The organism is Paenibacillus terrigena DSM 21567 (genome assembly GCF_000374845.1).
Lineage (GTDB): Bacteria > Bacillota > Bacilli > Paenibacillales > Paenibacillaceae > Paenibacillus_K > Paenibacillus_K terrigena.
The window spans coordinates 49566-74608 of the sequence record NZ_KB895420.1 but is presented as its reverse complement, the minus strand read 5'-3'; the positions used below and the strand labels follow the sequence as shown (position 1 = coordinate 74608).

15 protein-coding genes are annotated in these 25043 nt (G+C 40.7%); 1 reads left to right on the top strand and 14 read right to left on the bottom strand.

The window, feature by feature from the left end; all coding sequences use genetic code 11:
- Position 1 precedes the first annotated feature (1 nt).
- Positions 2-2602, bottom strand: coding sequence for a PD-(D/E)XK nuclease family protein (locus C558_RS0122130; RefSeq protein ID WP_018758492.1), 2601 nt, complete (start codon positions 2600-2602; stop codon positions 2-4).
- The gene (locus tag C558_RS0122125) at positions 2599-5652 is read right to left on the bottom strand and encodes a UvrD-helicase domain-containing protein (RefSeq protein ID WP_018758491.1); all 3054 of its coding nucleotides are present in this window, start codon (positions 5650-5652) and stop codon (positions 2599-2601) included. Before C558_RS0122125 ends, C558_RS0122130 begins: the two co-directional genes overlap by 4 nt.
- A 240-nt stretch (positions 5653-5892) precedes the next feature.
- Between C558_RS0122125 and C558_RS32775 the strand changes: the two genes are divergently transcribed.
- Positions 5893-6825 carry an HNH endonuclease gene (locus C558_RS32775; protein ID WP_169445406.1) on the top strand — a complete coding sequence of 311 codons (933 nt, stop codon included), beginning with the start codon at positions 5893-5895 and terminating at the stop codon, positions 6823-6825.
- Positions 6826-7232: 407 nt separating this feature from the next.
- On the opposite strand, the gene C558_RS0122115 is transcribed toward C558_RS32775, so the two are convergent.
- From C558_RS0122115 to C558_RS0122045, 12 genes are all read right to left on the bottom strand, one after another.
- A complete protein-coding gene (locus tag C558_RS0122115; RefSeq protein WP_018758489.1) occupies positions 7233-8897 on the bottom strand; it encodes a UvrD-helicase domain-containing protein in 1665 nt (554 codons plus the stop codon).
- 15 nt (positions 8898-8912) lie between these two features.
- The gene (locus tag C558_RS0122110; protein ID WP_018758488.1) at positions 8913-11555 is read right to left on the bottom strand and encodes a PD-(D/E)XK nuclease family protein; all 2643 of its coding nucleotides are present in this window, start codon (positions 11553-11555) and stop codon (positions 8913-8915) included.
- 9 nt (positions 11556-11564) lie between these two features.
- Positions 11565-14030, bottom strand: coding sequence for a UvrD-helicase domain-containing protein (locus tag C558_RS0122105; RefSeq protein WP_018758487.1), 2466 nt, complete (start codon positions 14028-14030; stop codon positions 11565-11567).
- 14 nt (positions 14031-14044) lie between these two features.
- On the bottom strand, positions 14045-15790 hold the full coding sequence (locus tag C558_RS0122100; protein ID WP_018758486.1) for an AIPR family protein: 1746 nt from the start codon (positions 15788-15790) through the stop codon (positions 14045-14047).
- A 1018-nt stretch (positions 15791-16808) separates the two neighbouring features.
- Complete coding sequence (locus tag C558_RS0122090) at positions 16809-17216, bottom strand: hypothetical protein (protein WP_018758484.1); 408 nt, start codon at positions 17214-17216, stop codon at positions 16809-16811.
- Between the two features lie 84 nt (positions 17217-17300).
- Positions 17301-17471 (bottom strand): hypothetical protein, encoded by a 171-nt coding sequence (locus C558_RS34490; RefSeq protein ID WP_156826231.1) that lies wholly within the window; start codon positions 17469-17471, stop codon positions 17301-17303.
- Between the two features lie 592 nt (positions 17472-18063).
- Positions 18064-19392: a DUF4261 domain-containing protein gene (locus tag C558_RS0122075; protein WP_018758481.1), complete on the bottom strand. Its 1329-nt coding sequence runs from the start codon at positions 19390-19392 to the stop codon at positions 18064-18066.
- A 304-nt stretch (positions 19393-19696) separates the two neighbouring features.
- Complete coding sequence (locus tag C558_RS0122070; protein ID WP_018758480.1) at positions 19697-22435, bottom strand: DEAD/DEAH box helicase; 2739 nt, start codon at positions 22433-22435, stop codon at positions 19697-19699.
- 188 nt (positions 22436-22623) lie between these two features.
- Positions 22624-22962 carry a hypothetical protein gene (locus C558_RS31665; RefSeq protein ID WP_018758479.1) on the bottom strand — a complete coding sequence of 113 codons (339 nt, stop codon included), beginning with the start codon at positions 22960-22962 and terminating at the stop codon, positions 22624-22626.
- A gap of 260 nt (positions 22963-23222) precedes the next feature.
- Positions 23223-23549, bottom strand: a complete 327-nt coding sequence (locus tag C558_RS0122060; protein ID WP_018758478.1) for a hypothetical protein — start codon at positions 23547-23549, stop codon at positions 23223-23225.
- A 461-nt stretch (positions 23550-24010) separates the two neighbouring features.
- The gene (locus C558_RS0122050; RefSeq protein ID WP_018758476.1) at positions 24011-24259 is read right to left on the bottom strand and encodes a hypothetical protein; all 249 of its coding nucleotides are present in this window, start codon (positions 24257-24259) and stop codon (positions 24011-24013) included.
- A gap of 57 nt (positions 24260-24316) precedes the next feature.
- Positions 24317-24937 (bottom strand): ribonuclease H family protein, encoded by a 621-nt coding sequence (locus tag C558_RS0122045; protein ID WP_156826230.1) that lies wholly within the window; start codon positions 24935-24937, stop codon positions 24317-24319.
- Positions 24938-25043: the final 106 nt, after the last annotated feature.

The following is a 25043-nucleotide window of genomic DNA, read 5'->3' as shown; positions in this document are numbered from 1 at the left end:
TCTATTCATTCTCCTTACGCAAATCTATAGGGAACACTGCGTCGCTGCAGTAGTCGATATGCGGGCAGAAGCGGCATGCATAACCAGGATTTGCAGGCAGTATCTGATTTTCATCAGCCTCAATTTCGCCGACTATACTTTCAATGGAAGCCTTCGTCTCATCAAATAATTCATCTCTGTCTTCATTTCTAAAGCCAGGGAATTGGAAATTTTTACGAGTTTCAGTATATGAATAAGATTCAGATACTGCTGTCTTTTTCCCTGTCCGGCCTAGCCTATACTGAAATACTTTTTTCACTGAGAACTGCTTCTTAAAATCAAGCCACTGTGGAAATAATGGACTCACTTCCTGTAGAACAGTCTCAAAATCAGCATTGGCCCCTCTTCTTACAACACGGACAATTTCTGAGAACATAAATTGGTGTATGAAATCACTTGAAAACGTTGGATATTCATCTGTAATGTAGCTGTAATAAAAACGTTTTGGGCATGACTTATACTCAGCAAGAAAATCTTCGAAACCTAATGTTTCCCAAGCACCCGCTATCTCATTATGATGGATTAATTCTTGAGAAAAATCATAACGGGGTAAGGAAGATTCAGTATCTGCTGATGCTGCCGTAGAACTGACTTCTTGCAAGCCAAGCTGTTTTATATACAGTGCTGGCTGAAGTTCATCCTGATCCAATATATTTTTAATCCACGATAATTTTAACTGCTGTGGTGATAGATTCAGCACAATGAAAAATAAATAACGTGAAATGGACTTATTCGCACGACTACGAATGGTATGTAGCTCAAGAGCAGTATGCTGTTCACTTAACAACTCAAAGGTTTCAGGTTGCAGCGGCCAAGGGATGCTTTGTCCGCCAAGAGGTAATGAATTCTCATCAAGTCCTGTCAGGTAGATAGCATCATCTTGAGGCTTAAACATTTCTCCGTCAATTTCTATAAATCCACTAATATAGTTTTCATCCTCATCATCAAGCTTACCGCTCAAATAAAAATGCAGCGCTGTTTGGATATCATCATAATAAAACTCCGAATCATCCTGAATGTGATCAAGCTTCTGCCCAAGCTCTTGGATTAATAACTTTTCATTTTCATCTGCAATTAGGGAAACCCCTTGGCCATGTGTTTTTAAAATGTCCTTTAAACGCTTGAAATGAACATCGATGGTATTCTTCGATTCAGACTGGGCAAATAAAGCCTTAGTCATCGTCTGAATGCTTTCAATAATCATCTTCACCTGCTTCACACGGTCAAGCGGCACGGCAAAATGGCTAATTTTCGCAAAAGGACTACGCATACTGCGGAGAATGCGGTTTTCCTCGCCTATTGGGAATGCCTTTTCAATGATCATGCCCTGTTCAATGAGCTGTTCTAACCGAGAGATCCAGCTGTTTATCTCTGTACAGCCTTCCAAATAAGGGAACAGCTGTTGCAGATCATATGTGTAATCTTGAGCATTATTACTTAAAGATTTGCCGGATAACCACCCCGATGAAAACAGATCCGTCAAAATTTCATTTGTTAAATCCAGTTGCCCATTATTATAAATTTGGTGCAGGCTCACTAAAAAACGACCAATCGGATAGGATAAAAAATTTCGCTTTTTTGGATTTAACTCAGGGTAATAAGATAGGAGCAGTTCATTGAGTTGCTTTGCATTCGGCGAAATAATATTAGGAGCAGCAGCCTTATTATTCTGTTCACTATCAATTGGGAAGTTCGGCAAAATTACGTCATGTAAAAAATCGAAAAAAGATTCGTAACCCGTGATAGTCTCTGCCAATTCCTCCGGCATATTCAGCTTGTTTTCATACGCTGATAGAAACGTCCGTGCACTTTTCGTAGTATCTTCCGGAGTTGCAGAGTCGTATATCCACTCTTCAGGAGACGGCCAGCCGAATCGATCTGTCACAAACGCTTTTATAAAATTAAAAGTATTGGCATAGCGGCCATCAAAGTAATGGAAAAAAGTAATCCGAATCTGTTGCTTACGCAAATTTTCTAATATAATCTGCTGTTCCGGTGTGACAAAGTAAAAGCCGTGCAGCACAATATGAATATCGTCTTTGATTTGGATATCAGGCTCTTTACATATGGCATTTTGTATAGAAGTTTTTAATATAGGCCGGTCTAATGCTTGATAATGCCCTTGACTTGCTGCATCCTCTTTGATGAAGCTGTCCCAAACTTTCTTAAACACACGCTCTTTTTCTGTATTTAGCCAACGATCCTGTAATGCTGGGGGCTTGATACTCGCTTCCACAAAAAAACGAATACTATCTAAGATATCCATTGCATTTAAACGAAACGCCTGTTTTAACTCCGACTGTACATCCATTAAATTTGCAATAATTCCCGATAAGCGTAAATACTGCTGGAATTTTGTTTCAGCACTATACCAATTGGGATACAAACTTTTTATAAATTCACGGAAGGAATATATATGCTTTAAATCGTGACCGTAGCATGCTTTAATTCCTTTCCTCTGATTATTTGTAGCACAAATATGAATAGCATCTGGAAAGGATGCATACTGTGGATGCTGTGCCCATTCCTTAGGCTGTGAGTAAGTATGCACTTTTACGTTCATTGGAACGCCTCCAATCCACCGCTCTTTAAGATATAAGCCCAACTTTCATTGGAGAACTTCTCACGTTTTGGCATCGTAATGTACACACGTTGCATTGCTCTTGTGAGTGTAACATATAGTAATCGCGTTTCTTCCTTAAGTTGCTCTTTGTCTTCGTACTCCTTTAAATCCTCGAAATGACTATTGATATGTGGTTTATCAGGTTGCTTTTTATCCCATGTAATCTTCCAGCCAAATCTTCGCTGCGCTCTTTTTTCAGTTTGTTCAGAAGCTTCCTCCAAGAAGTACTGTTGCTCAACCGCATTAAACGGGGTATCGGTAATGGGCAAAAACACAGTATGATATTCAAGTCCCTTTGAACGGTGGACTGTTGTTATTTCTACCTGGGCTTTGTCCTGTTCCAGCAGCGGCTCATTTTCAGTGCGGTTCGTTTTAATTTGAAGCCCCAGCCAATCACGCAAGATTTGAATTGTCACATGTTGGGATGAAAAATTCCTCTCTATTAATACCATTAGATGCTGCAAATTTTTTGTATACCTCAGTACTGCAAGCTCAATCTCTTCCTTTGAAGGAGCAGTTTCTTTGTTTGCATGAAGCAGCTGCTGCTCTAAATACTGAGGTAAACGCGCAAGCAGCTTTTTGTCATAAATAATTTTTTGAATGACCGTCATTGGCGACAGCGTACGTAATAGCAGCACATACTGTTTAAACTCATTCTCGGTACGATCATGAATAAATGATGTAATACGCTCCTTATGGCCGCCAAAAGGTATAACCACGTGATGCGGCACAGCATATCCAAAATAGGGCGTTTGCAGAGCGTTTAATAAAAACTTCGGCTCATGCGAATACAATAGTCCATCAATCAAAGCCTTTAAATGGAGTACAGGCGGACTAGTAAAGAATGTACCATCTAAATTTTCAGATGTCGGAATGTTTTTGGACACACAGTATTCTTTAATTTTCTTGGCTTGACGATTAGTTCGGACGATAAAAGCGATTTTATCCTTTTTATCCGGCAGCGTCGCTAAAGCTTTTTCAAAATCATCCTTATAATCTTTTGACACATGCCAATCATTATTCGGAAACTGTGTCTCTTCATTACTTTGTAAACGATCTGTTTTTTCGTAGTTGAGCCAACCTTCCCTGTGCCAACGTTCAAATAAGTGATGCATTTTATCTAAAATCGAAGCTGAACTTCTATAGTTAAGCTGTAATTCAGTCTTATCGTATATAACGCCCTTAGTTGCATTCTGCAGTTCTTGGAATGACTTATAATCAGCGCCGCGGAAACGATAGATAGCCTGCTTAACGTCCCCTACTACAAACAAACGATACTGCAAATAGGTTTGTAAACTGGCTAATAGTTCAATTTGCACAGAATCGCTATCCTGAAACTCATCAACGAATATAAAATGATCCTTAGAAAGCTGTTTCATTTTATCCCCACTGTTTGTAAACAGCTTAAGCTTTCGGATTAAATCTCCCATCGTAATTGTATTATCTGCTCGTTTTAAGTCATCTAAGCGCGTCTCACATTGGCTGAAAATATATATGAGAAGTTCTTGGATAACCGCGGACTCTTCGGTTGAAGCATCGCCCCAATCGATCTTTCTTACTTCGTCGGCTGTCAAGCCCTTCTTCTCCATCTCTTCCCACATATCGTATACAAGATCAATAAACACATAATCCATTACTTCTATTTTTAAAAACTCCTCAACAAGTCGTGATGAAAAATACTCATCCAACAATTCATGGATAATTCTTTTCTTCTCAAATTTATAGCTTCGGAGTTGAACGTTTTGTCCATAGCCAATCTCATGAGCGAGCTGCTTTAAAATTGAACGCGCAAATGAGTGTATGGTACTAATTTGCATATCCTTTACATCCTCGGCGAACTGTAAAAAACGCGTTTGCCCGGTCAGGTTGTACAGTGTAATAAATTTATTCTCTAATCGCTTTTTCATTTCATTTGTAGATGCATTTGTAAAGGTAATCATCGTAACGAGCTTTAGCGGAATACCACCATTCAGCAACAGAAATAAGATACGATCAATCATTACATGTGTTTTTCCTGTACCCGCTCCAGCTGTAATGATTTGATTTGCATCAATTGGCCTATGTATCGCTTTGTATTGCCCGCTATTGAACTTGGAAAAATGTTCAGCTATTTGTTTAAGAAGGCCATCTGTAACATGCTCACCATCAACAAAGCAATTTGAAGCAATAGGTTTCTTAGTTGAGCTCTTCGCCTTATACACATTTAACTGAAACTCTTTATTATGCTTTTCATAGTCAGTTATATCAGACAACTCTAATTTAGCGTAGGTCAACAAATATACTTTTATGCCGTTACTTAAGGCATCTGAAATATCATTCTTGTAACGTTCAAAATCCTGACTCGTCTGCACAATATATAGATGAGAGAAAGGCAAACGTGACTTCAGTACATCTTGTTGTTCATTCGTTGTTTGAATACCGAGTTCTTCCGAAATCGTCATAAGTTCAAGATTTGTTAGTTTCCCTTTAGCCTCTGACAAAGCAAAATTTTGGAGTTTCCTTACTAATTGGTTCAAATCTGTTAAATCCTCTTTAAATAGAGGAAGAGGCACATTGATTTGCTTATGGAATCCGCGTTCCTGCCACTGCTTTTCGGATATATAAGGAAGGGCAACAAATACACGCTTACTTAAACGGCGATAGAGAAGTGGATTCTTCTCTAAATGATTACATAACATATGCAACTGATTTTCTGCTTGTTTATATGGGTTGCCTTGTGCCTCATAGAAATTGGTATACGACCATTGATGTCCCTGAATCGATGTAATTTGGTCAATCTTGAGTCCTTTTACTTCTATAACACAAACGCCTAAGATCTCATTGATAATTAAAATATCAATCTCTCGCCGCCCAGCTCCACTTGAATAGAACATTGGAAACTGATGAATAGCCAAGGTCGTTTGCTCATCAAAAGCATGAGTAATTGCATTCCACACAGAAAGCTCTGCATCTAAACCGGGTATATCCTTCAGCGTAGTCGGTATAAACATAAATAGGCCTCTTTCATTTAGGGATAACATATAGTAAAAAAGTCCTGTAAAAAAATATATATATTATCAAAGTGGAGGATGGCACTTATATTGAACTGGATAGTAAAGTATTTCCTCAATTTAATATACATATCTTGTATACAATCGCACATGACTATAGTACTATATATATCGTCATAATACGATTTATTCTTAGCTTTGATCCCTTTTAGCATGGAATTTTTTATAAAGATTATGTGGATGGTGGATATATTGGAAGTGACTCATGAGGGCATATTAAAAAAATTTGAGTTTCTCAAGGGGGATCTAATAGTAGGTAAAGCAGGTATAAAAGGTGTTAATTCTGAAGAACGGCTACCACAAGATCAACATGTTCCTGAAGCTCATATTCTTCACAACTTGGTAAGAGGATTTTATAAACCAGCTGGTAAGCCATATATCTTATCCTATCAAGCCACAGAATCTAACAAAAACTATGGTAAACAAATAATTTGGAGCGATGAAAGCGAAACCGAGTTTTTACATATTGAAATGGCTCCGCCTGACAAAGAAAACGATCCTAGCAAAAAAAGTGATATAGTAGCTGCACGCTATAACCTCAATCATAATATTCCCATTGGTATACTACACAAAATAAAAAAAGGCCATAATCGTATACTCGGCCTTGGTATTATTACATCAGAGCGGGATGATGGGGTTTTCATAGTTGAACCCTATTCATTTAAAGATAATTCTTTGCACCCATTAGAACAATTGAAAAGATTGATAAAAAACGAGGAACTTAATACGAGTTTTGTGTCTGAAGTAGTTCAAAGACGGGGGCAGGCAGTCTTTAAAAAGAAATTGTTAGAAGACTCCGCAGAATGTGCTATCTGTGGAATGGATGAACCATCATTGTTAATTGCTAGCCACATTAAACCGTGGAAGTGTAGCTCCAACTTTGAAAGACTTGATAAATTTAATGGTCTGTTATTATGTCCAAATCATGATAAATTATTCGATCAAGGCCTTATAACCTTCACTGATGATGGGAAGGTCATTATTTCTAATCTTCTGACTCCAAAAACCAAAAACACGTTGGGATTAACCGAATATTTGTGTATTTATTTAGACGAAGCTCATAAAAAATACTTAAGCTGGCATAGAGAAAATTGTTTTAAAGTTAAACAATGAGTCTCTCGGTCAATCAGTAACGTTAAAATTAGAGAGAATCACTGCCTCGAGAGATAACTCAAAACAGTAGTGTGATAAAGAGCATTTTTTTGAATGTGGTTTTTTAGAAGTACACACTGCGTCCGCAAGATCGAGCACTGCTAAATTTGCCGATCTTGCTTTTAGCTCGAAAATAAACTTATGTTTACTTGCCGGCTATAGTGCCACTGCTAACCATACACTCAACAAACCCATTTTCAGTCTTCCCTTTGGTTTGCTTCTTTACGAGTCGAAGCGGTAAGATATTTGAATATAGTAATCGCATATTTATGTTAGCTCCCATAGTAAAGTTAGTCACATTAAATCTGCTCGAGTCTTAGCTTCGTATAATAGGTACACTTGGATGATCTGATATACCCTCTTGCCCTTTAACGTGATTCATGTAAGAAGTCATTTGGATAAAAATCAGACTTGAATGGAGAAACATCTTGAAAAAAGTTACCATAATACATGAGGGTCAGTGTTTTTTTAGCTCTCGTTAGCACAACGTATAAGACTCTCTTCTCCCTGTCCATGATCTGCCGCTTGTCATCGAGATACATCTTTGTTGTGACGTCATCCGCATTGTATTTTTCTAATGCCTTAAACTCATCCTGTAAAGGATAGTTTTTACGGTCAAAATTAATGATGAATACATGATCAAACTCAAGACCTTTTATCGGGTGAGCATCCGTCACATATACATGACTCCCAGAGCCGACTGCACTAGGATCATCTGTTTTCTTTATGGAGAAATGCCGGCCCAGTCTGGTCTTCAAGTCTTTTTCTTGTATCTCATCCTTTATGCGGTGCACCACCGCGACGGATTCCTCAGGATTTTTCTTTTTTAGACACAAAATTTCCTCAACCAAATAATCAATTTCATCTTTATAGTTCTTAAAATGAACGATTCTTGGTTTACTTCCTTCTTTGTTGTAAATTTCCTGTTCCTGCTTATCATCATCTTCACGGGTAAACTGAAGTGCATTGGCTAAGGCCATAATCTGTCGTGTAGAACGGAATATACCCTCTAGCATATAGTTATTTCCCCTGTCAATCTCAATCCCTAATTTGCGATAAGAATATGGGCTGCTCTTATAGATTCGTTGTTTATCATCACCACAAATGGTAAGGCTCTTTCTCGTGAGCAGGGTTAATGCAAAGAGCTGCATTGGTTGTAAATCCTGAGCCTCATCAATAAAGACATGATCATATTTTAATGAAGACGGAATTTGATCAATCAGTTCAATAAGCTTTAAGGCGTAATCTTCAGCGTCCAGCCGGTTATGAAATGCATGAACTTGATCTTCCCTATACTTTTCGAAAAGCCGAAAGATCGTTCTTCTTTGCTCTCTTGAAATACTCGGAAGATTTCCCCGCCCTGTACGTTCCAGATTACGGTCTGTGTATCGTTCTTCAGTAATGTAGTTATTAGCCTTCATCCATAAAAACTCATCACGCAGAAAATCAACATTCTGCTCCTTCTTTATTTTATGGATGGGGGGGAGATCCCTAAACTCCTCTGAATCTAAGCATTGCAGTACTCTGTGCATTTGACGGATCATCATGTCATTTCGTCTTCTAAGTTCTTGAGGCGTAGTCTCAAATCTGGGTATCGTAATGCCAGCGTCATTTAAAACCCTTTTCACAAGATCATGGAAAGTGAAAAAATGAATATTGTCATATTTCTCATGCTTTGCATCCATTTCCTTATAATAAGGAGACCGCTTGGAACGATGACTCATATCCTGAACTAATTTGTTGTTATAGGATACATACAGATAACGCCCTTTGTCTTCTTCTATCATCCTCCCAACCATTCTAGAAAGAAGAGCCAGACTCTTGCCGCTTCCTGCCGCTCCGCGAATTAACATATGCTTACTCTTACTAAGGACAATTTCAACCTGTTTTTGGGTTAGTGTGACATTATGAAGGATTTTGTCCGCTTCGTAACTTATTGTTGCTTGGACAATGCTCTTTGAAGAAGCTGACCATTTCAAAAAGGAATCCCAGACCAAAGCGTTCTTTCTCAGATTCCCTTCGTTCGTCGTCATCGGTCTTGATCCTCCTTAGTTTGCATACTGCTCATCATCAACTGCATGCCGTCCATCTGGACAAACATTCAGATGAGGACAATACTTGCAGTTTGAACTCGGCCGAGTCAAAGTGAAATCAGAAGCCGTTTGGGTTAATTTATATCCGCTGTTACTCCATGCTTTTTTCCAGCCTGCTGAACTGCCAGCCGGATTGGCGAGATACTTCATACCGGTTAAACAATGATACTCTAGTCCAGCATAAACGTAACTTTTGAAAGCACGGGGAGATAAAGCGTGCCGGTTGGCCATCATCCCTTTTGATAAATGCTTAAAGCTTGTCCAGTGTGGAAATACATCATGAAGTACCACTCCAGGCATATCCGTAAAATGAGCCAAAACAGCATACAAATTCTGATAAAGAAAACTGTAGTGAAACTCTGAGTGATATACGCTGTAAGGGCGTAACAAATAACTGCTAAAAAACCTCCGGGGGCACATGTGAATTTCGGATAATGCGTAATCCGAGTAATGCTCAAACACCCTATTGAAATCCTTCGTTTTTCCTGTCAAAGTTTGCGCCTTTGAAGCAGGCATTGAAGGAAGCAGTCTATGATCATTTACCTGCGGCATTTGATCTATCAGTAATTTAAGATAAATAGATGGTTCTAAAGCATGCTGTTCCTTCCAGTCCATGAACCAGGATAACGTAACCTGCTGCCTTCTAGACAGCAGAATATTAAATAAATACCGCGGGATGGCATCCTTATGATTTTCTCTCAATACTGCAGCCTTCATGGCGGGAACCCGCTCACTTAATTTCTCTATAGTCTGTTTAGTCAGCGGCCAGGTCAATGTCGATGCTGCATTCGGGAATGAAAACTCGTCGAGGCCCGTAACATGTGCAGCTCCCTCATGAAAGATGATCCCGTCAATCTCAGCCAGATCATGAAGCTCGCTTGTTTTTGCTAGCGGCAGAGCACCCTCTTCTTCCAAATGAGCAGCCAGCAGCGCATGAAGTGCTTCAGAAATATCTTCAATCTGATATTTCTTATCTTTAGGATGACTCTGGCTGGCATCAGCAAACTCCCATATTTTATCAACCAGCTTCTCTTCGTGCTCTAAGAATTTAACTTCGGACTGTTGTTTGTAGATAAATTTAAGAATCAATTGGAAGTAATCAAACAGCGTAAGTCCCTTGTTCATGTCTTTGAAAAAAAGCTGAACATGAGCAGAAATGTTATCAAGAATTGTCAATATACCCGCCAAGTCTTCAGGTGGAACCGCATAAGGAGCAATTTTTTTGATTGGATTTCGAATTTCATCAACGAACCGGTAATGTTCTGGTGAAGCTTCAATCCCTCTGACCAAAAATTCGCCGTTTTCAATCTGATCGATCAATTTCGCAATACCTGTTCTCCATGCTTCCAAAGACATCTTTCTTGGGAAGAAGTCTTTAAGTGTATAAAGAATATGAACATAATCAGAAGCAGGCTGTTTCTTCCCTGTACGAGGGTTGACTACAGAGAGCCAGGGAGAAACAAAACATTCCGTTAACATCTCGATACTAACAAGCTGCTGTTTTCTTTCCTGGTCCCACATCTTGTGCAGATGAAGCAGATACTGCCCTACAGGATAGGACAAGAAATTGCGTTCTTCTTGAAATCTCTCAGGGAAGAACTCTTTCAGCCGGGCTTCCAAATCGTTATAGTTTGGCGTCAGATGATAAGTCTGTATCTCGGTGTTTCCAAAATCGTTGATCCATTGGTGAACGTTTCGATAACTCTGAATGGAGATCTGGTCTGTCCACACTGGCGGAGCAGATTCTTTTTTATTTTCAAATAAACCAGCAAAATAACGGCTGGCAGGTGCTTCTTGTGTAAACAGACTAACTTTCCAGTCTTCAGCCGGAACCCAATCATTCGCTGTTCCAAGCACTTCTTCGAGAAACCGGAACGTATGCGGAAAATCAGGATGATAATACTGAAGAAACGTAATTTTCACTCCAGCTTGGCGAAGTGACTGAAACATTTGTTGCTGAAGCGGAGTAAGGAAGTAAAATCCATGGAGTATAACTTCTCCATCCAGGTGCAGATTCTCTTCACTTACTGCTAATGATGATTCTAATTCCAGATCCTTCTCATACTTTTCTTTTAGCCTGGCAGCCGTCATCATCTTAAAGGCCGCTGGATGACGATAGGCAAACATGACCTGTCCTAACTTCTTAAAATGATTCGCTCCCTCATCCTGCTTTAACATTTTCGCCCAGATAACAGCCAGCTCTTTCTCATTAGCTGTAAATGCATATGCCTCCAGATCTTGTGGTTTTAACCCTAACTCGGCAAGTGTCCGTATGGCGAGAAGGACTCCCTGCTTATTTTTTCGAAAGGATTTTTTCATCGGTGTATCATCAGGGTTATCTGGAGAACCCTTTCGAAGCAGTTCCGAAAGATGAATATACTGCTCTAGTTTGACATACGAATCCATCCAATCCCCCAGGACAGCATCAGTAAACCATTTTGCCGAGATAATATTTTTCCGTTTACCGCCGTCCCGAGCAGTCATCGCCTGAGTCAAGCTTGTTGTAGCACAGATATGGAGCACCTGATCCCGATCACAAATGTCCGAAATAACAGGATCATCGGGATGCGTATATGAAAAAACCGTAACTTGTTCCATGCCGAGCTCTCACTCACTTTCATATACTGGCAGATATTTTGCCCAGCATTCCTTGCCGGGTTTGAATGTGCATTTAATAATCCATAACTGCTGCTCTGCTCTTGTCATCGCAACATACAGTAATCGCAGCTCTTCTGCTTTAATCGCATTTTCTTCACGGGTCTGAAGACTGTTAAAGCTCTGATTGCTGTACCATCTATCTTCTTGACCTTGTTCCGTCCCTGCCCTTATACGAATCTTCCAGCCTGCCTGCGTTTTCTCCGAATTAAAGATGATGCCGCTGTTAAATAAAACAGATGTATGAAAGAATCTATCTGTAAATGGAATGATAACCGTATGATATTCTAGTCCCTTAGCACGATGAACTGTAAGAATATTCACTGCGTGGTAAGCTAAATTATCATCCTTTGGCTCGTCCTCTTCCCGATTGCTTTTAATCTGGATCTGAAGCCAGTTTAGTATGGAAGGCAGTGACGTATGATCTCCGCGCTGACTCTGCACCATCAAATCCATGATTCTAGATAAATTAAGTTCATAAGCCACCGATTGGCGTTTGGCCTCTTCCGGTTCAGTACCTTTTTGTATTAATAATTCGTAATATCGGTTAACCACTTCACTTTCGTTTATAATTAATCGAAGCAAAGAGAGATTCGGAAGCCTTCTTGTCTCTTTTTGATATCTTTTCAAATCTGAAAGATAGGGATCAATTAAATTGCGGATAGTATCGGGATTCCCGTCCGCTTCATATAGAAATGAAGGTTCCAATTGGTATACACTATATGGAGTCAATAGATATTCACAGGCATACGCTGGCTCATTTGTAAACAACAACGCATGAAGCAGGCGATTCAAATCCCGTGCTGAAGGACTCTCAAACAATGTACCCCCAATATCCAGATGACATGGGATTTTCTCAGAAGCACACCATTCTGCCACTAATCTGGCTTCTTTTCGAGTCCGAGTCAGGACAGCCACTCGGTGCTTCCGGTGCTCTTTCCCCTCGGCTTGCTGCATTGCCCGCTTAAGCCACGACATAATCGTGTCTTTGCATTCCTGCTTCTCTTCATATTCTAATGGAGTTACCATCAGCGGGGTCACGCCGCTTTCTTTTGCTTTATTGGAAATGAGGCGGTCCTTTTCTGCATAGCTGAAGTTGCTGCCCCAGGATGAGAAGTACTTTTGATCCATAACTTCAAGCAGGTTGTATGAGGAGCGGTAGTTCTGCTGTAGTGAAAATGCAGGCAGCCACTTATTGTCCCCGTAATCATGTCCCAGCAATTTTTCAAAGGCGGAATCATCCGCTCCACGGAACCGGTAGATCGACTGCTTGATATCTCCTACAACAAATAGTTTCATATGGAATTGTACAGCCAGCATGTGAGCCAGCCGGATTTGGAAATCACTGCTGTCTTGAAATTCGTCAATAAATAGATAATCGTAGTCTAAATAAGTCTGCTGCATAACTTCTGGACGTTCCATAATTACATGATCCAGGATGCTTGATAAATAACTTAAGGTCACAGCATTCTCGTTCAGCTGTTCTTCTAAGAAAGCGCTGTGGCAGGCCGTGACAACAGAGACAATTAAATCTTGCAGCGGCTTATAATACTCATCTGCTGGACCAAACAGTTTCTGAACCGCTTCGTTGTTGCTGGGTACTACCCCCCTTTTCTCAAATTCCGCCCAGAACTGATCTATAAGACGAATCAGTTCATAATCTCGGATTTCAGTTAAAAACTGTTTAAATGAAGCCGTTATCCGGTTTGCATCTTTATAAATATTGATAAAAGAATCAATCTCACGTTCGATAAGCTCTCTTCGTTCTAACTTGTAGTTTTTAATTGTAAAATTAGAACCCAATCCGACTTCTCCCCCCAGTCTCTTAAACATACGGTAGAGGAATGAATCGATGGTACTGATCTGCAGCTCATTCAGATGTTCGATATCTTTAAGATACTCAGCATCCCCCGTCACTTGAAAACGAAAATAAAGAGCTTCTCTAAGTTTCTCAAACATATTTTTAGCTGCTTCCCGCGTAAACGTTATCATTGCCACGGAGGAAGGCTCGACTTTCACATGCTTCAATAGAAACAAAATGCGTTGTACCATTACAGTGGTCTTACCAGAGCCTGCTCCAGCGGTAATAAGGATGGATCCTTCGTTATCTGCGTGTTCCACCTCATACTGCTCCTGGTTAAAGGTTGGAAAATAACCATCTAATTTTGATTTAATCGTGTAAAAATCAAGCCCATTCTTTATCGAATGGGCGGTTGGAGCAAACGGAAATTGCGGATCGATATGTACCTGATACAGCATGCTGTCCTTCACAATGCCACCGTTCGAGGGATCTATCCATGCAACTTCGCTGTCTGTAAGCAAAATCACTTTGATTCCTGAAATAACCTTGCTGTAAACGTCATCCATATTAATATTTGTCCTTCGTGCTAAGAGAAGCTCTGAGTACAGCTGTTCCATCTTGATTCCTCTTTCTATTTCATGATGGCCGGTCTCTGTAATTTATGTTGCAGTGATGTCCAGCAAGCTTCACGCTTACAATACTGAGTTACATTCGTTCCTTTTACCGGTGGATCAGTAATGTGATCCCAGACGACTTCAATAATTTTTTCCAGTTCACCTTTCTGATCCTGACTGATTGACTGCGCAGTCCAGATCTGTTCGAAATCAAACTGTGGCTTCATTAAAGATAACGAAGCTATCGAATAGGTAACCAAATTTGCTTTATACCCTTTATATCTCAGAGTCTGAATCAGCTTATCTGTTTCACGGAAGAGAATTCCTTTGGCTATCAAATCTTGATAGTAGCTTTCGTCTGGTAAAATTTTATCTTCTCTTACAAAGTTGCAGAATTCCAGGAAGTTGGCTTCTGAACCTTTGCTGACAATATGCGGATACTGATTCCAGCTCATAATATATTTAGCTGCTTCCGTTTTTGTAATGACTTGTTCTTTAGGGAATTCTAATTGATACGCTCGTTTTTTGGCAGGGGTCGATCCCTGGCGATTAACCTCCACCATATATTGACCACGGGTACGTTCATAAAACCACTTGGTTGCAGGGTTTGTACCAGGAACCGCAACCACGTAAGAAAGCCGCTCAAGTTCCGCTTGATAGGCATCGTTAGAACGTAGATCTGATATAGATATCTTATTTTGGCTGTTCGCATACTCCGAAATGCTTGATATAATATCATCTTTTCGGCTCATATCTTTAATAACATTCAGCTTAATTTGTACGAACAGGTCGTCTAGTGACTCTCCCTCTTTATATGTCCGGTAAAGCGAAGCAGTCGTCTGGCCTCCATTAACGATCTGCCAACCTATCAGCTCACTGATTTCAACAAAACCCGTTTCCTCTTTTTTGGAGAAGACTGCCTGCTCAGCAATGGTTGTCAGGCCGTTATTATAGGCCATAAACATGGACGGACTTTTCTTAGCTGTCGTTATGATGCCTTTATTTATTTTCCCGCGAGCCTGCAGATAGGAGCGGACATTTCTCTCCATCAAACGATTACCATAGAATTCATATGCCTTTGCCAATAGTCTACCGGAAACATACCCTATGTAGCAGCTGTACGTATCGTTTTCCACGGGAACTTCAATTAGACGCATTGGTTCATTAAACTGCTCATCCAGCTTTATGTACAGCTCATCAATTTGAACATTTTCTATATCAAAGCTATAAAGCTTTTTTAGATCCCAGATGTGAAACGTTACTTTTGCTTCTTCAATCATGGTGTCGTCAGGATTCACATCCATCTCACTAATCCGATTCGTTATAATGTGTATGGAGGCATGACGGATATTGCTAATGTTCTGATTTATTGTTTGACTTAAGTCGTATATTTCTGGGTACTTATTCTGGTCAATTATAGTCCCAAGCAGATCAGAAACGGCAGCGTATATGAAGGTTTCTGTTTGTTGAATTATCCCCTTTATTTCCTCGCGGCTGATTACACTCGGTACTGTCCCTTCGCGGTAATCTGCTGCAAATACATGAAGCGTGTTCATTTCATCACTGAGCTCGTATCCATGAATGGATATTCCGTCACGTGCGCTTTGGAATGCACAAACCTGTGGAGCAGATAGAACCTCACCTTCAACTAGACGATCACTGACAATAGTAGCAAATGAAACTATTTTTTGATCTAAGTTGACTTCTGCATGATTATTCACTTGCTCTATTAGTTCTGTATAATACGTGTTGATTTTGCTCATCTTTTATGACCCCGAGTTATTAGAATTTTTATGAATGAACCACTAGTAATTTATGTTGAGTTATCTTGTACATCTTTCGACACCGAGCCATAGTTCCTATGATCATGAAGAAATTAAATATATATACCTATTCTAAATCTAATCTAATATATCTTCTTAATAAATGGAATACAAATTATCCCATTTTTTAATTTTAGTACTTATCTTCCACTTAGACTTCATAAGTGTTCACAAATTCTCATGATTAGGACTTTTACCCATCATCTCTGGACGAATGCTACGCTCCTCAAAGTCGTATATAACACCTATCTTCTTTGCCAAATCCCTACATCCTTGCAATTTTATAAAACAATACCCGCACCTCTATGTCATGCGGATGAGTTCCGTCCATCTCGATAAATTGCTTGGTTTCTGGAAACAAAATATACATAGAAAGTTCCCTCATACGTTTCGAACTTCTATGTTGTATGCAGGAAGGAAGGGAGTAATAAACTTGAGGGGGAAGGAAGTTATGGAAAGATGAACAATCATTTATTGAGGAGTCTGGAGCAAGCATTAATAAATCTTCGTGACAGTCCTGATCCAATAAAGAGTATAGGTTGGGTCCCCAGTTCATTTAGACATTCCTTAATACCCTCACTGACTTCATCCGTGTATTCCCTATAACTTATATCTTCAACTCACATTTTGTGGTATCTATTATAATTTCTTATTTGCAGCTTCTGACCTTATTGGAAAAATTGTATACATATTGAACTAATAATATCGTGATTTATTCCGAAAAGGAATTTCGCAATATTATAGAAAGACACTGGCATTACTCAAAGCAAAACCCTCTTCGAATAAAAGAAGAGGGTGGTTCTTAGTAGATAAATAAATAATTCAAGCCTCAATAGCGCGCTGTTCATTGCCAGTAAATTCATTAAAATGTTGATGAAATGGTTTTCCCATTGTTTGTAGTGGCTAAATAAATTCATTCATTTTCTCTACTTACTAGATGTATTTGATCAAATCTAATCTAATTAGAATAAAGAATCTTTCTTCCTTCATCCTTCAGTAATTTGTGCATCCGGTCAATAATTTTCAAGATACTCTCCGGCCCCACACCAATCTGAACAGAGTATTCATGAATCTCACCATTAAAAGACCAACTCACAGTATCCGTCCAACCATCGCAAACTTCAAATCCTTCTCCCGCAGGATTGGTCTCATTCTCCCATCGGCGATCTATTAGAATTTTTGCTAAGTTTTTGTATATACGTGGTGACGCCTTCCATTTATACGAACCATACAACGGAACGGATAATTCGCCTTCTCCGGTGTATTCAATTGTGGCTTCAGGTTTGAAAAGTATTCGGTAATGACCAAACGGGTAACCGGAAAAAAACTCAACTTGAATCCATTTAACATCGGGTTGCTTATCCATGAGTACAATACTCCTTCTTGTGTCCGTAAAAATGGCGAAAAGATACGACGGCTTAATGAGATCATTGATCTCTACCCGCCTTTTTTATTGCATCGAATGAAGCAGTAATTTGGCCTTCTCTCTTGCTGTATGATTAACTCGGGAAGAGTTTGCGATCACCGTTAACGCTTCAACTTGGAGTCCACTCCCCGCTATCCTTCTGGCTGCCTGAATGCACATTTTGATTCCCGCTTCGTCTTTTCCAACTTGCCTCATTTGTTCACATACTGTTCGTTCATCGAACCCAGGTTTATTCCAGAACTCAAAGTATGTTACATAAACACTTTTCCCACACATTTTCAAATCAAATTCCAGATCTTTTGACAATATACCGTCCCCTCTTATCTTCCTGTTGTTTATGGCTTACACTTGCCACATTTCTTGAATTCATAATGTAGATAGTTCATCTTCGACCATACCGACGCCTCATCCAGTAGTGAGAATTCATACCAACCTCCATCGCCTCTGATTTCTCTTATGCCTTTAAGTCTAGTCTTTTCTTGAAGAACATGGCCGCAAGTATCTTTATGGGCTGTACATAACTTATCTGGAAAATGAACGTTTACCCAAATCAATATTCTACCCTCCGGAGTAAATCATAATTATCACGACTTTATTTTGGGGTTACACCATCCCTTACCAACAACACCACCGATTCTACATGTGACGAGTGATCAGTAAGAACAACTCGTGATATTAAAATATGCAACGTATGGATTTTCTAATAATTGAGCAATGGTGTAAAAATTTTCTTTTAATTTTTCTATCTATGGCAACATAGGCACCATCGCGAATGGATAACTGCTGGTTACGACTGCTCTGCGCCTTGTCTTCCGGCATAATAAGGTTCTCCCGGATCTATATCGATGACAACCCGGTGCGGTGCGGCCAGCCCGTATTGGTGTTCGCAGCGCCAGCGCATCTCTTCGGTGAAACCAACTGTTTCTCCGTCGACAATAACGTCCCCGCGGTCGAATAAATAATAGGCGATATTAAGCAAATTCCCGGCTACCTCATCAGGCTCCAGATCGTAATAATGACACTGAATATCCGGAATGCCAAGCGCGGCGAGTCCCAATGAATCCATCAGACCTTCTGGGCGGCCGCTGCCTGTGCCTTCAACATTATAAAAACGAATGTTCAGCGCACCATATAACAGTTCTCCTTCTTCAATCGCCGCCAGATAAGCGCTAGGTTCGACGAGCTTGTCGCTTTCCCGGAAATAGATGGCGTCGCAAGGCGCCGTTTCCAACACCGCCCGCAGCGAGCCGGTGAACAGCTGCAACCGCGATTTGGGATCGAGTCCCGATGCCATCATGTCGATCAACAGCAGCGAGTGCTCGCAATCACTCACGACTTGAGCGGCTTCCTGCCAATGCCAGGACTGCTGAATGGCCGTCTCGTAGTCCGTAACCGGGCCGCTTTCTGTATCCATCAGGTTGGTTTGCGCCGGCATTTCGCCTTCCTTATATTCAACCATATAATTCAAATGGAAAAAATGCAGCAAATTCTGATCTTCCTGACTGTTCGCTTCCCACACAGCAAGTCCCGCGGCATCCGGATGATGTTCTCCGCGATCAACCTTACCCGTGTAAAGTTCCATCTTCTCGTAAAGGAGGTTTCGGTCCAGCTTCGGCGGCTGCTTGTATTTTAGCTCCACAGCGTACACCCGGGCAAAACCAAAGTCCTTTTCCTGTTCAAGCATCTCATTCGCCTCAATATCATTCTTCACCGAAGCAATTGCGTTTGGCTGCACTGTCACTGAGTTCTCTTGACGGTCTGTTAGGCCAACCTCGTGACGGCTCCATTTCAATAACAACGAAGTATCTTCATCCTCGGGATCAAGTTTATTCGCTATTTCGAATGCTGTTACTGCGTCCTCATATTGCGATAGGTAGTAGTAGGCGTAACCTACACGGAAATGCCAAAGAGGATCATGTTCGCCTAACGTTTTGATCATCAAAAGTTGTTGCAATGCTTCATTGTAACGTTCCAGATTGTTTAATGCTCTCGCTAAATGGCCAACTAAATCATAGTCTCTGTCCTGTTTGGGAATTTCCGCAATCTTGTCTACTATTTTTTCAAATTCATCATCTTCATGCCATAGGTTTAGCTGTTCCAAAAGATCTTTTTCCATAACACTACCTCCTTAGTTTCCAAAAGCCTCTTAGATATTTTTCTAGTTTTATTTCGGAAAACCTCCTTACTTCGCTAATAGTAAACCAACAATGGTCGACATTTAATGCGTAGTTAGGAAAAAACTTGAGTACGATTTATTAAATTGCGGGTGGTCTGAAGCTTCATGAAGAAAGGTGCTGTTTTTCTTGAAGGTGCACTTCGAGGTTTTAGGTTAAATCCGTTCCACGATCTCGACTACCCCTGAATAAAGAAAAAACTGCTGAGGTTATCAGCAGTTTGATCTACTTCATTATTCACCTGACCTAATTTCCATACTTCCAACCTTTTACTTCTCTTAGAATACCCTTTGTCCAATAATCGTTAGACCACACGAAGTCAGGTTTAGCAATGTCATCAACAAATTGCTTCTTAGCCCATGTGCGGAAACCACCGCTATTCGTATTCACAAAGTAGGAAAAGAGAGAAACAACCTTTCCACTTGATGGAGCAGTAGAGTTGCTTGCCGAATCAACGATATACTGCAACCAGTACTTGTCTCCACCTACATATTTCAGCACACAACTTAAAGATTCCTTACGCGATATGTGGTATGCCAACTTCAACCAGTTACTCGCGGAGCTGACCTTCTTCGTGACCCCTTCCTCAACAACGTCTTCAGAGAAAGCAACATAGAAGAATTGTTTAAATACCCCGCTAGGCTCATAAGGTTCATCGACTCGAACAATACCAAGATACTTAGCGTAGAACACGTCTGAGACGCTTAAGTCCCTATTTCTTAGACGATCCATTGCTAAAGCAAATACATGATCATACCCATCAAACTTATCTCTCATAGCGCCATTCGCTATTTGAGCTGACCTTTTCAGCTCTTTCTTGTACTGATCCATCATCTTAAACAAAGGGAGGGTAGGTATCAACTGGTCAATATTTTCGATTACCAAAGCGCTGATCTTGTTGTCACCTTCGAGTATAACTTCATGGTTAGATTCTTGTTTGGCTTTTGCCCTGGCTTCAATTTCAGCTTCAACTGAGGCTTTTAGCACTACTTCAAATTTCTCTGAATACGTGCTACCTACAAGGTCAGGGAACAAGACATCGAACTTGTTCGCTATAAAAGCTTCCTCATACCCCTTATTTATCAGAGCACGATACTTTTGGAACTCCTTGGGCAGACGGATCTGCTCGTTGAACATTTTTAGATACTTCACAAAATCGCTGTTATCTGAGATGAATTTCGCACACCCCTCTACTGCATCAACACGATCTACATCAAGCTGCGTCCAATCAACTGACCGTTCGTTGATGTAAAAGATGTGATCCCAAATACCCTCATCCCTTGATAGCCACTCAATTACCTTATCCTTCTCATCACTTTTGTGCAAAACATCTCCTTGAAACTCTGCTATTCGTTTCTGGATATCTTCAAGCAGAGCTTTTTCGGCATCATCCCTGTTACCTTTAAGACTTTGATCAAGAGACAATTCTTCTCTGCAGAACATAAATAACTCGTTCTGCTCCACATCAGCTAACACAAGAACGGAATTGAAAGACTCCTCATCCAGTGGTTCGGATGATTCAGCAGAATCGGCATCGGCTAAGGCTAAATCTCCATCTTGGGACTCGGAGCTTTCCGAAACAGGTCTATTTTGAAGAGCTTCCCATGCAGTCAGATAATCATAAAGTTCGCTGACCCCTTGGTTATCAAGAGATTCAGAAAGTCGAGCAAGATACCTCTCAACATCACTCTTCATGGTTGTATACAGCTTTAAGATATCAGGCGACAAGATCGTATTTCGCGAGGGCAAGTAGCTCAGCATCGAACCAAGACAAGTGCCAATGGCATAATAAAAATTCAACGTATTCGTATCATAAACGCCCTTTTCACCGATAAGGAAGCAGTTGAAGATCTTTTCACTTTTGCTGTTTAAACGGTCGATCCGTCCATAACGCTGCTCTAAGGCAGATGGGTACGCTGAGATATGATAATTTACAATATGGTTATACCCCGGCAGATTAATGCCTTGCTCTGCGATTTGATACGTCAGAATGAGAACAGTCGGAAGGTTATCTGCTCTTGAGAAGTCCGTCAATTCTCTCGGGTTACGTCCAGTGACCACATAGTAAGTCGGCTTGTCAGGGAGTTCAGTATTGGACTTCACGAAACCTGCAGATTCCAAATACCCCGCAATGACATCCACTTCTTTAACCAAATATCTGGTGAACACGACAAAACGGTTATCTTTAGGATTCTCACTATACAAGGATTTCAGTTTCTCTGCCAAGACTTCATTCTTATTACTACGTGAGTACTCCCAAACCAAGGATTCGTAACGCTTAACCTTGGTTTTGTTATACCCCTCTGTCTCAAGGGACTTAATCGTATCTTTGAAATACCGAGTTACTGGAAACTTCACATCGAACTGGCTGCAGATCAAGTCTTTCGGCTGCTTACCAATAGTCCGAAGTTGATCGATCCAACTGGAGTCTACTGGCTTCCCAAGTAATTTATATGCGATCCGCGGATAAACATGTAGATCGAGAACTCCCTGCTTAATCGGTGTGGCTGTTAGAAATACCACTTTCTTAGCAGTAATGTTATTGGTCAAATTTTGATATCGCTGAGTCCATTCACCCAAGAACAGGTGCGCTTCATCTATGATTACGAGTCCATATTTTCTCGGAACCTTGAATTTGGAGTGGTGGTTATTTACGACACGAACCCTATTGCCATACCCCAACTCCTCGAAGGGGAGCTTCTTAAACCAATCTTCTAGGAACTGACCTCTAGGTTTGACCTCACTACTCCGAGCTAAAGCATTTGTTGTGATGACCAAGACATTTTCACTTGGATTATGCTCTAGAAAATCAAGTGCCATGATGCCGCTGCTTATTGTCTTACCGCTACCGACTTCATCAAATATGTAAACTGCATCATTGCCATGATTGTTTAATCGTTCGGTATTAGCAAACTGAAGTGGATATAAGATAACTTCATCCGGATCGAGCCGGTTAATCCATTTTTTATCTACAGCCAAAGTCACAATGATTCCCTCCAAGCTCTAGTTGTATGGGTCTAGCAAATCGCTCCAGTGCTTCGTAAGGGAACACATGAGAAAGCGAAAAACTTTTGATATCCCAAATTAATACAAAATTCTACAACTAACTCCTTTTGTCCTGCCTGAAAGAATGAAAAAGCACCAAGCTCCCCGTTCTAAAGGGAGCTTGGTGCTTATCGAATATACTTGATCCACCATCGGTTACTGTCGCGGCTGAATCTCACCGTTTTCCATAAAAGCAAAGAGATCTTTGTAAAGGCACACCCATCTTTTACCCCTGCTAAATACAGCCATTCCCTTTCGAGCGTGTTACGGTGATTTAGCACATCTTCCCATTCTAAGATGCTGCGAAAAGCTTCCGAACCAATATCATGCTTCAAACCTGCTTCGATTTCAGCTTGCTTCTCACGTAATGAACGTACCTCCTCGACCAATGAAGCAGCTCTCGCCAGTTCATTGAAACGCTGATCGATTAGGTTCTTTAACGACTCTGACCAATAGTCTTGCGACATTATACCTTCACCTCGCTTAGTGGTTTGTATGATGATACCGTAGCTCGAGCGAGGTTCACAAGTCGATTCGGGGGCGAGGAAATCAAGATCGGAGGTTGGGTGAACGGGTGAATTATCCTGCGGCATAAAGCTAACTTCTATTTTTTCTTTAAGGTGCGCTTCAAGGCTCTAGACTTAACCCATTCGACGATCTCAACTACCCCTGAATAAAGAAAAACTGCTGAGGTCATCAGCAGTTGATTGATTACTCTAATGAGTTGTTAATGGACGAGTGAGTTAACCATAAGACCCGCGATGAACTTCAACACTACAGGATAATAAGCGCCTCGAAACTTCCTTGGATAGTTATGAAAATAATCGCTCGACAACTCACTCTGATCGATACAATCCTTTGCCTTAATGAACAGAGCATCACTCTTGCTCACTTTTTCCTCTAGATAGGATAGTATCTGATTTTTCTCATCATCCGTGAGAGAGGTTTCTTCCTCAAATCCTTTTCTGAACACAAGGCTGTCAAACCCCTTTGCTCTAAATACAACAAACGAAGCAGATTTAAACGAGTCATCGAGTTGCTCATTTGTGAACATGGATAATCATCTCCTTCGGTCAATTAGCTACCATAATACTTTCTGGCTCGTTCAAGATACGATTAAGCGTTTGGAGTTGCTTTTCATCTAGCTCGGATGGCTGCTTACCCTCAGCGCTTATTGCCCACCATAAAGTGCCGTTAATCGAACAGCTTCCGCAAGTGCGCGGAGAAACGATCTGGAACTTTCCCATTCTCGGAGGGTAGTCCCATCCTTGATCGAAAGCTTGCTCGGGCGTTAGAACCTCATCCTTACCACAGACCTCACAAATATGACGCAAGAGCATATTTATTACCCCTCTCAGTTTGAGAAGTTGTTATTGCTACTTTAAGTTCAATCCCGATATTGGCTCTTTTTACCGAACTACCACTTCCAACAAATCTCGATCCTCTTAGGGGCAACATGATTAAAAGAGAGATAGTATCCACTATAGGACACTATCTCCACTTGTTAACTGCTTGCTAAGTTAACTGAACGAGGTTTACCGCTCCTTCGGGATATTCCCATACTTCTCCAGTGACTTCATTCAAGTGACTGCATTGGGGGCAAGGAACCTCTTCCGTAAAGCTGTACTGAGTCTCATCGCCCATACCTCTTTCATCGCTGCTCTCGTACTCAAGATCTTGGATAGTAAAAGTATGGTTAATTTTAGCACCACAACCTTCACACTCGAATTCGTCTTGATGACTAATAGGCAACTCTAAACTCATTTGGCATACCCCTCTCAATAAATATTAAAGCTGTTCCAGGTCGAATCCCTGCTTATGTTACCTTGGCAGTAGGCTTTGGTAAATATCTGCATTTAGACTTGACCTCAACAGTTTTTGGAAAGCCTTTTGGCGTTCGTTTATACGATAGGCTCGTTTCATGCCACCTCTTATCCCCGTATAACTCCGATACTTTGCAAATGGGCTGGCATCGGGGACTATTAGCGCTTCGTCAATTCCTGAAAACTGCTCTACATTTCTACTTTTAGCCAAGTGGTCTGCAAGAGCATTTAACAGAATGCCCTTATGACTTTCCACCCAGTAGAGATTTATATCAAAAGGAATAGAGATGTTATCCTTGATTTCCTTAGTCAGTCGCTTTAAAGCAGAAGTACTGTCAGAAAGGACGTATGCTTGATTAAAATCCCACGTTCCCACAGCTTCTGCAATACCCCGCTTGAGCGCTTTATACTCTTCCTTGGCGATATCATCCTTATCGGATTTGTACTCACATTCAGCGATCAGCTTAACGCCGAACTTTTTCTTCTTCCGATAGAAAATCACGACGCCTATGCCTGACCTGTATTCATAATCCGATACGGACTGAACCGAAGCATCCGTGTATATGATGACTGTTCCTTTTTCATCAAGCATCAGTTGCTCATCCGATTGTTTAATCAAGTCCAGTAGGATTTTGTCACGACTGCCCGTCCTTTTCCTATTCATATTGAAGCACCTTCCTTCATTGGAGATGCCTCAATTGTATTACGATGAAAAGGTCTGTGGT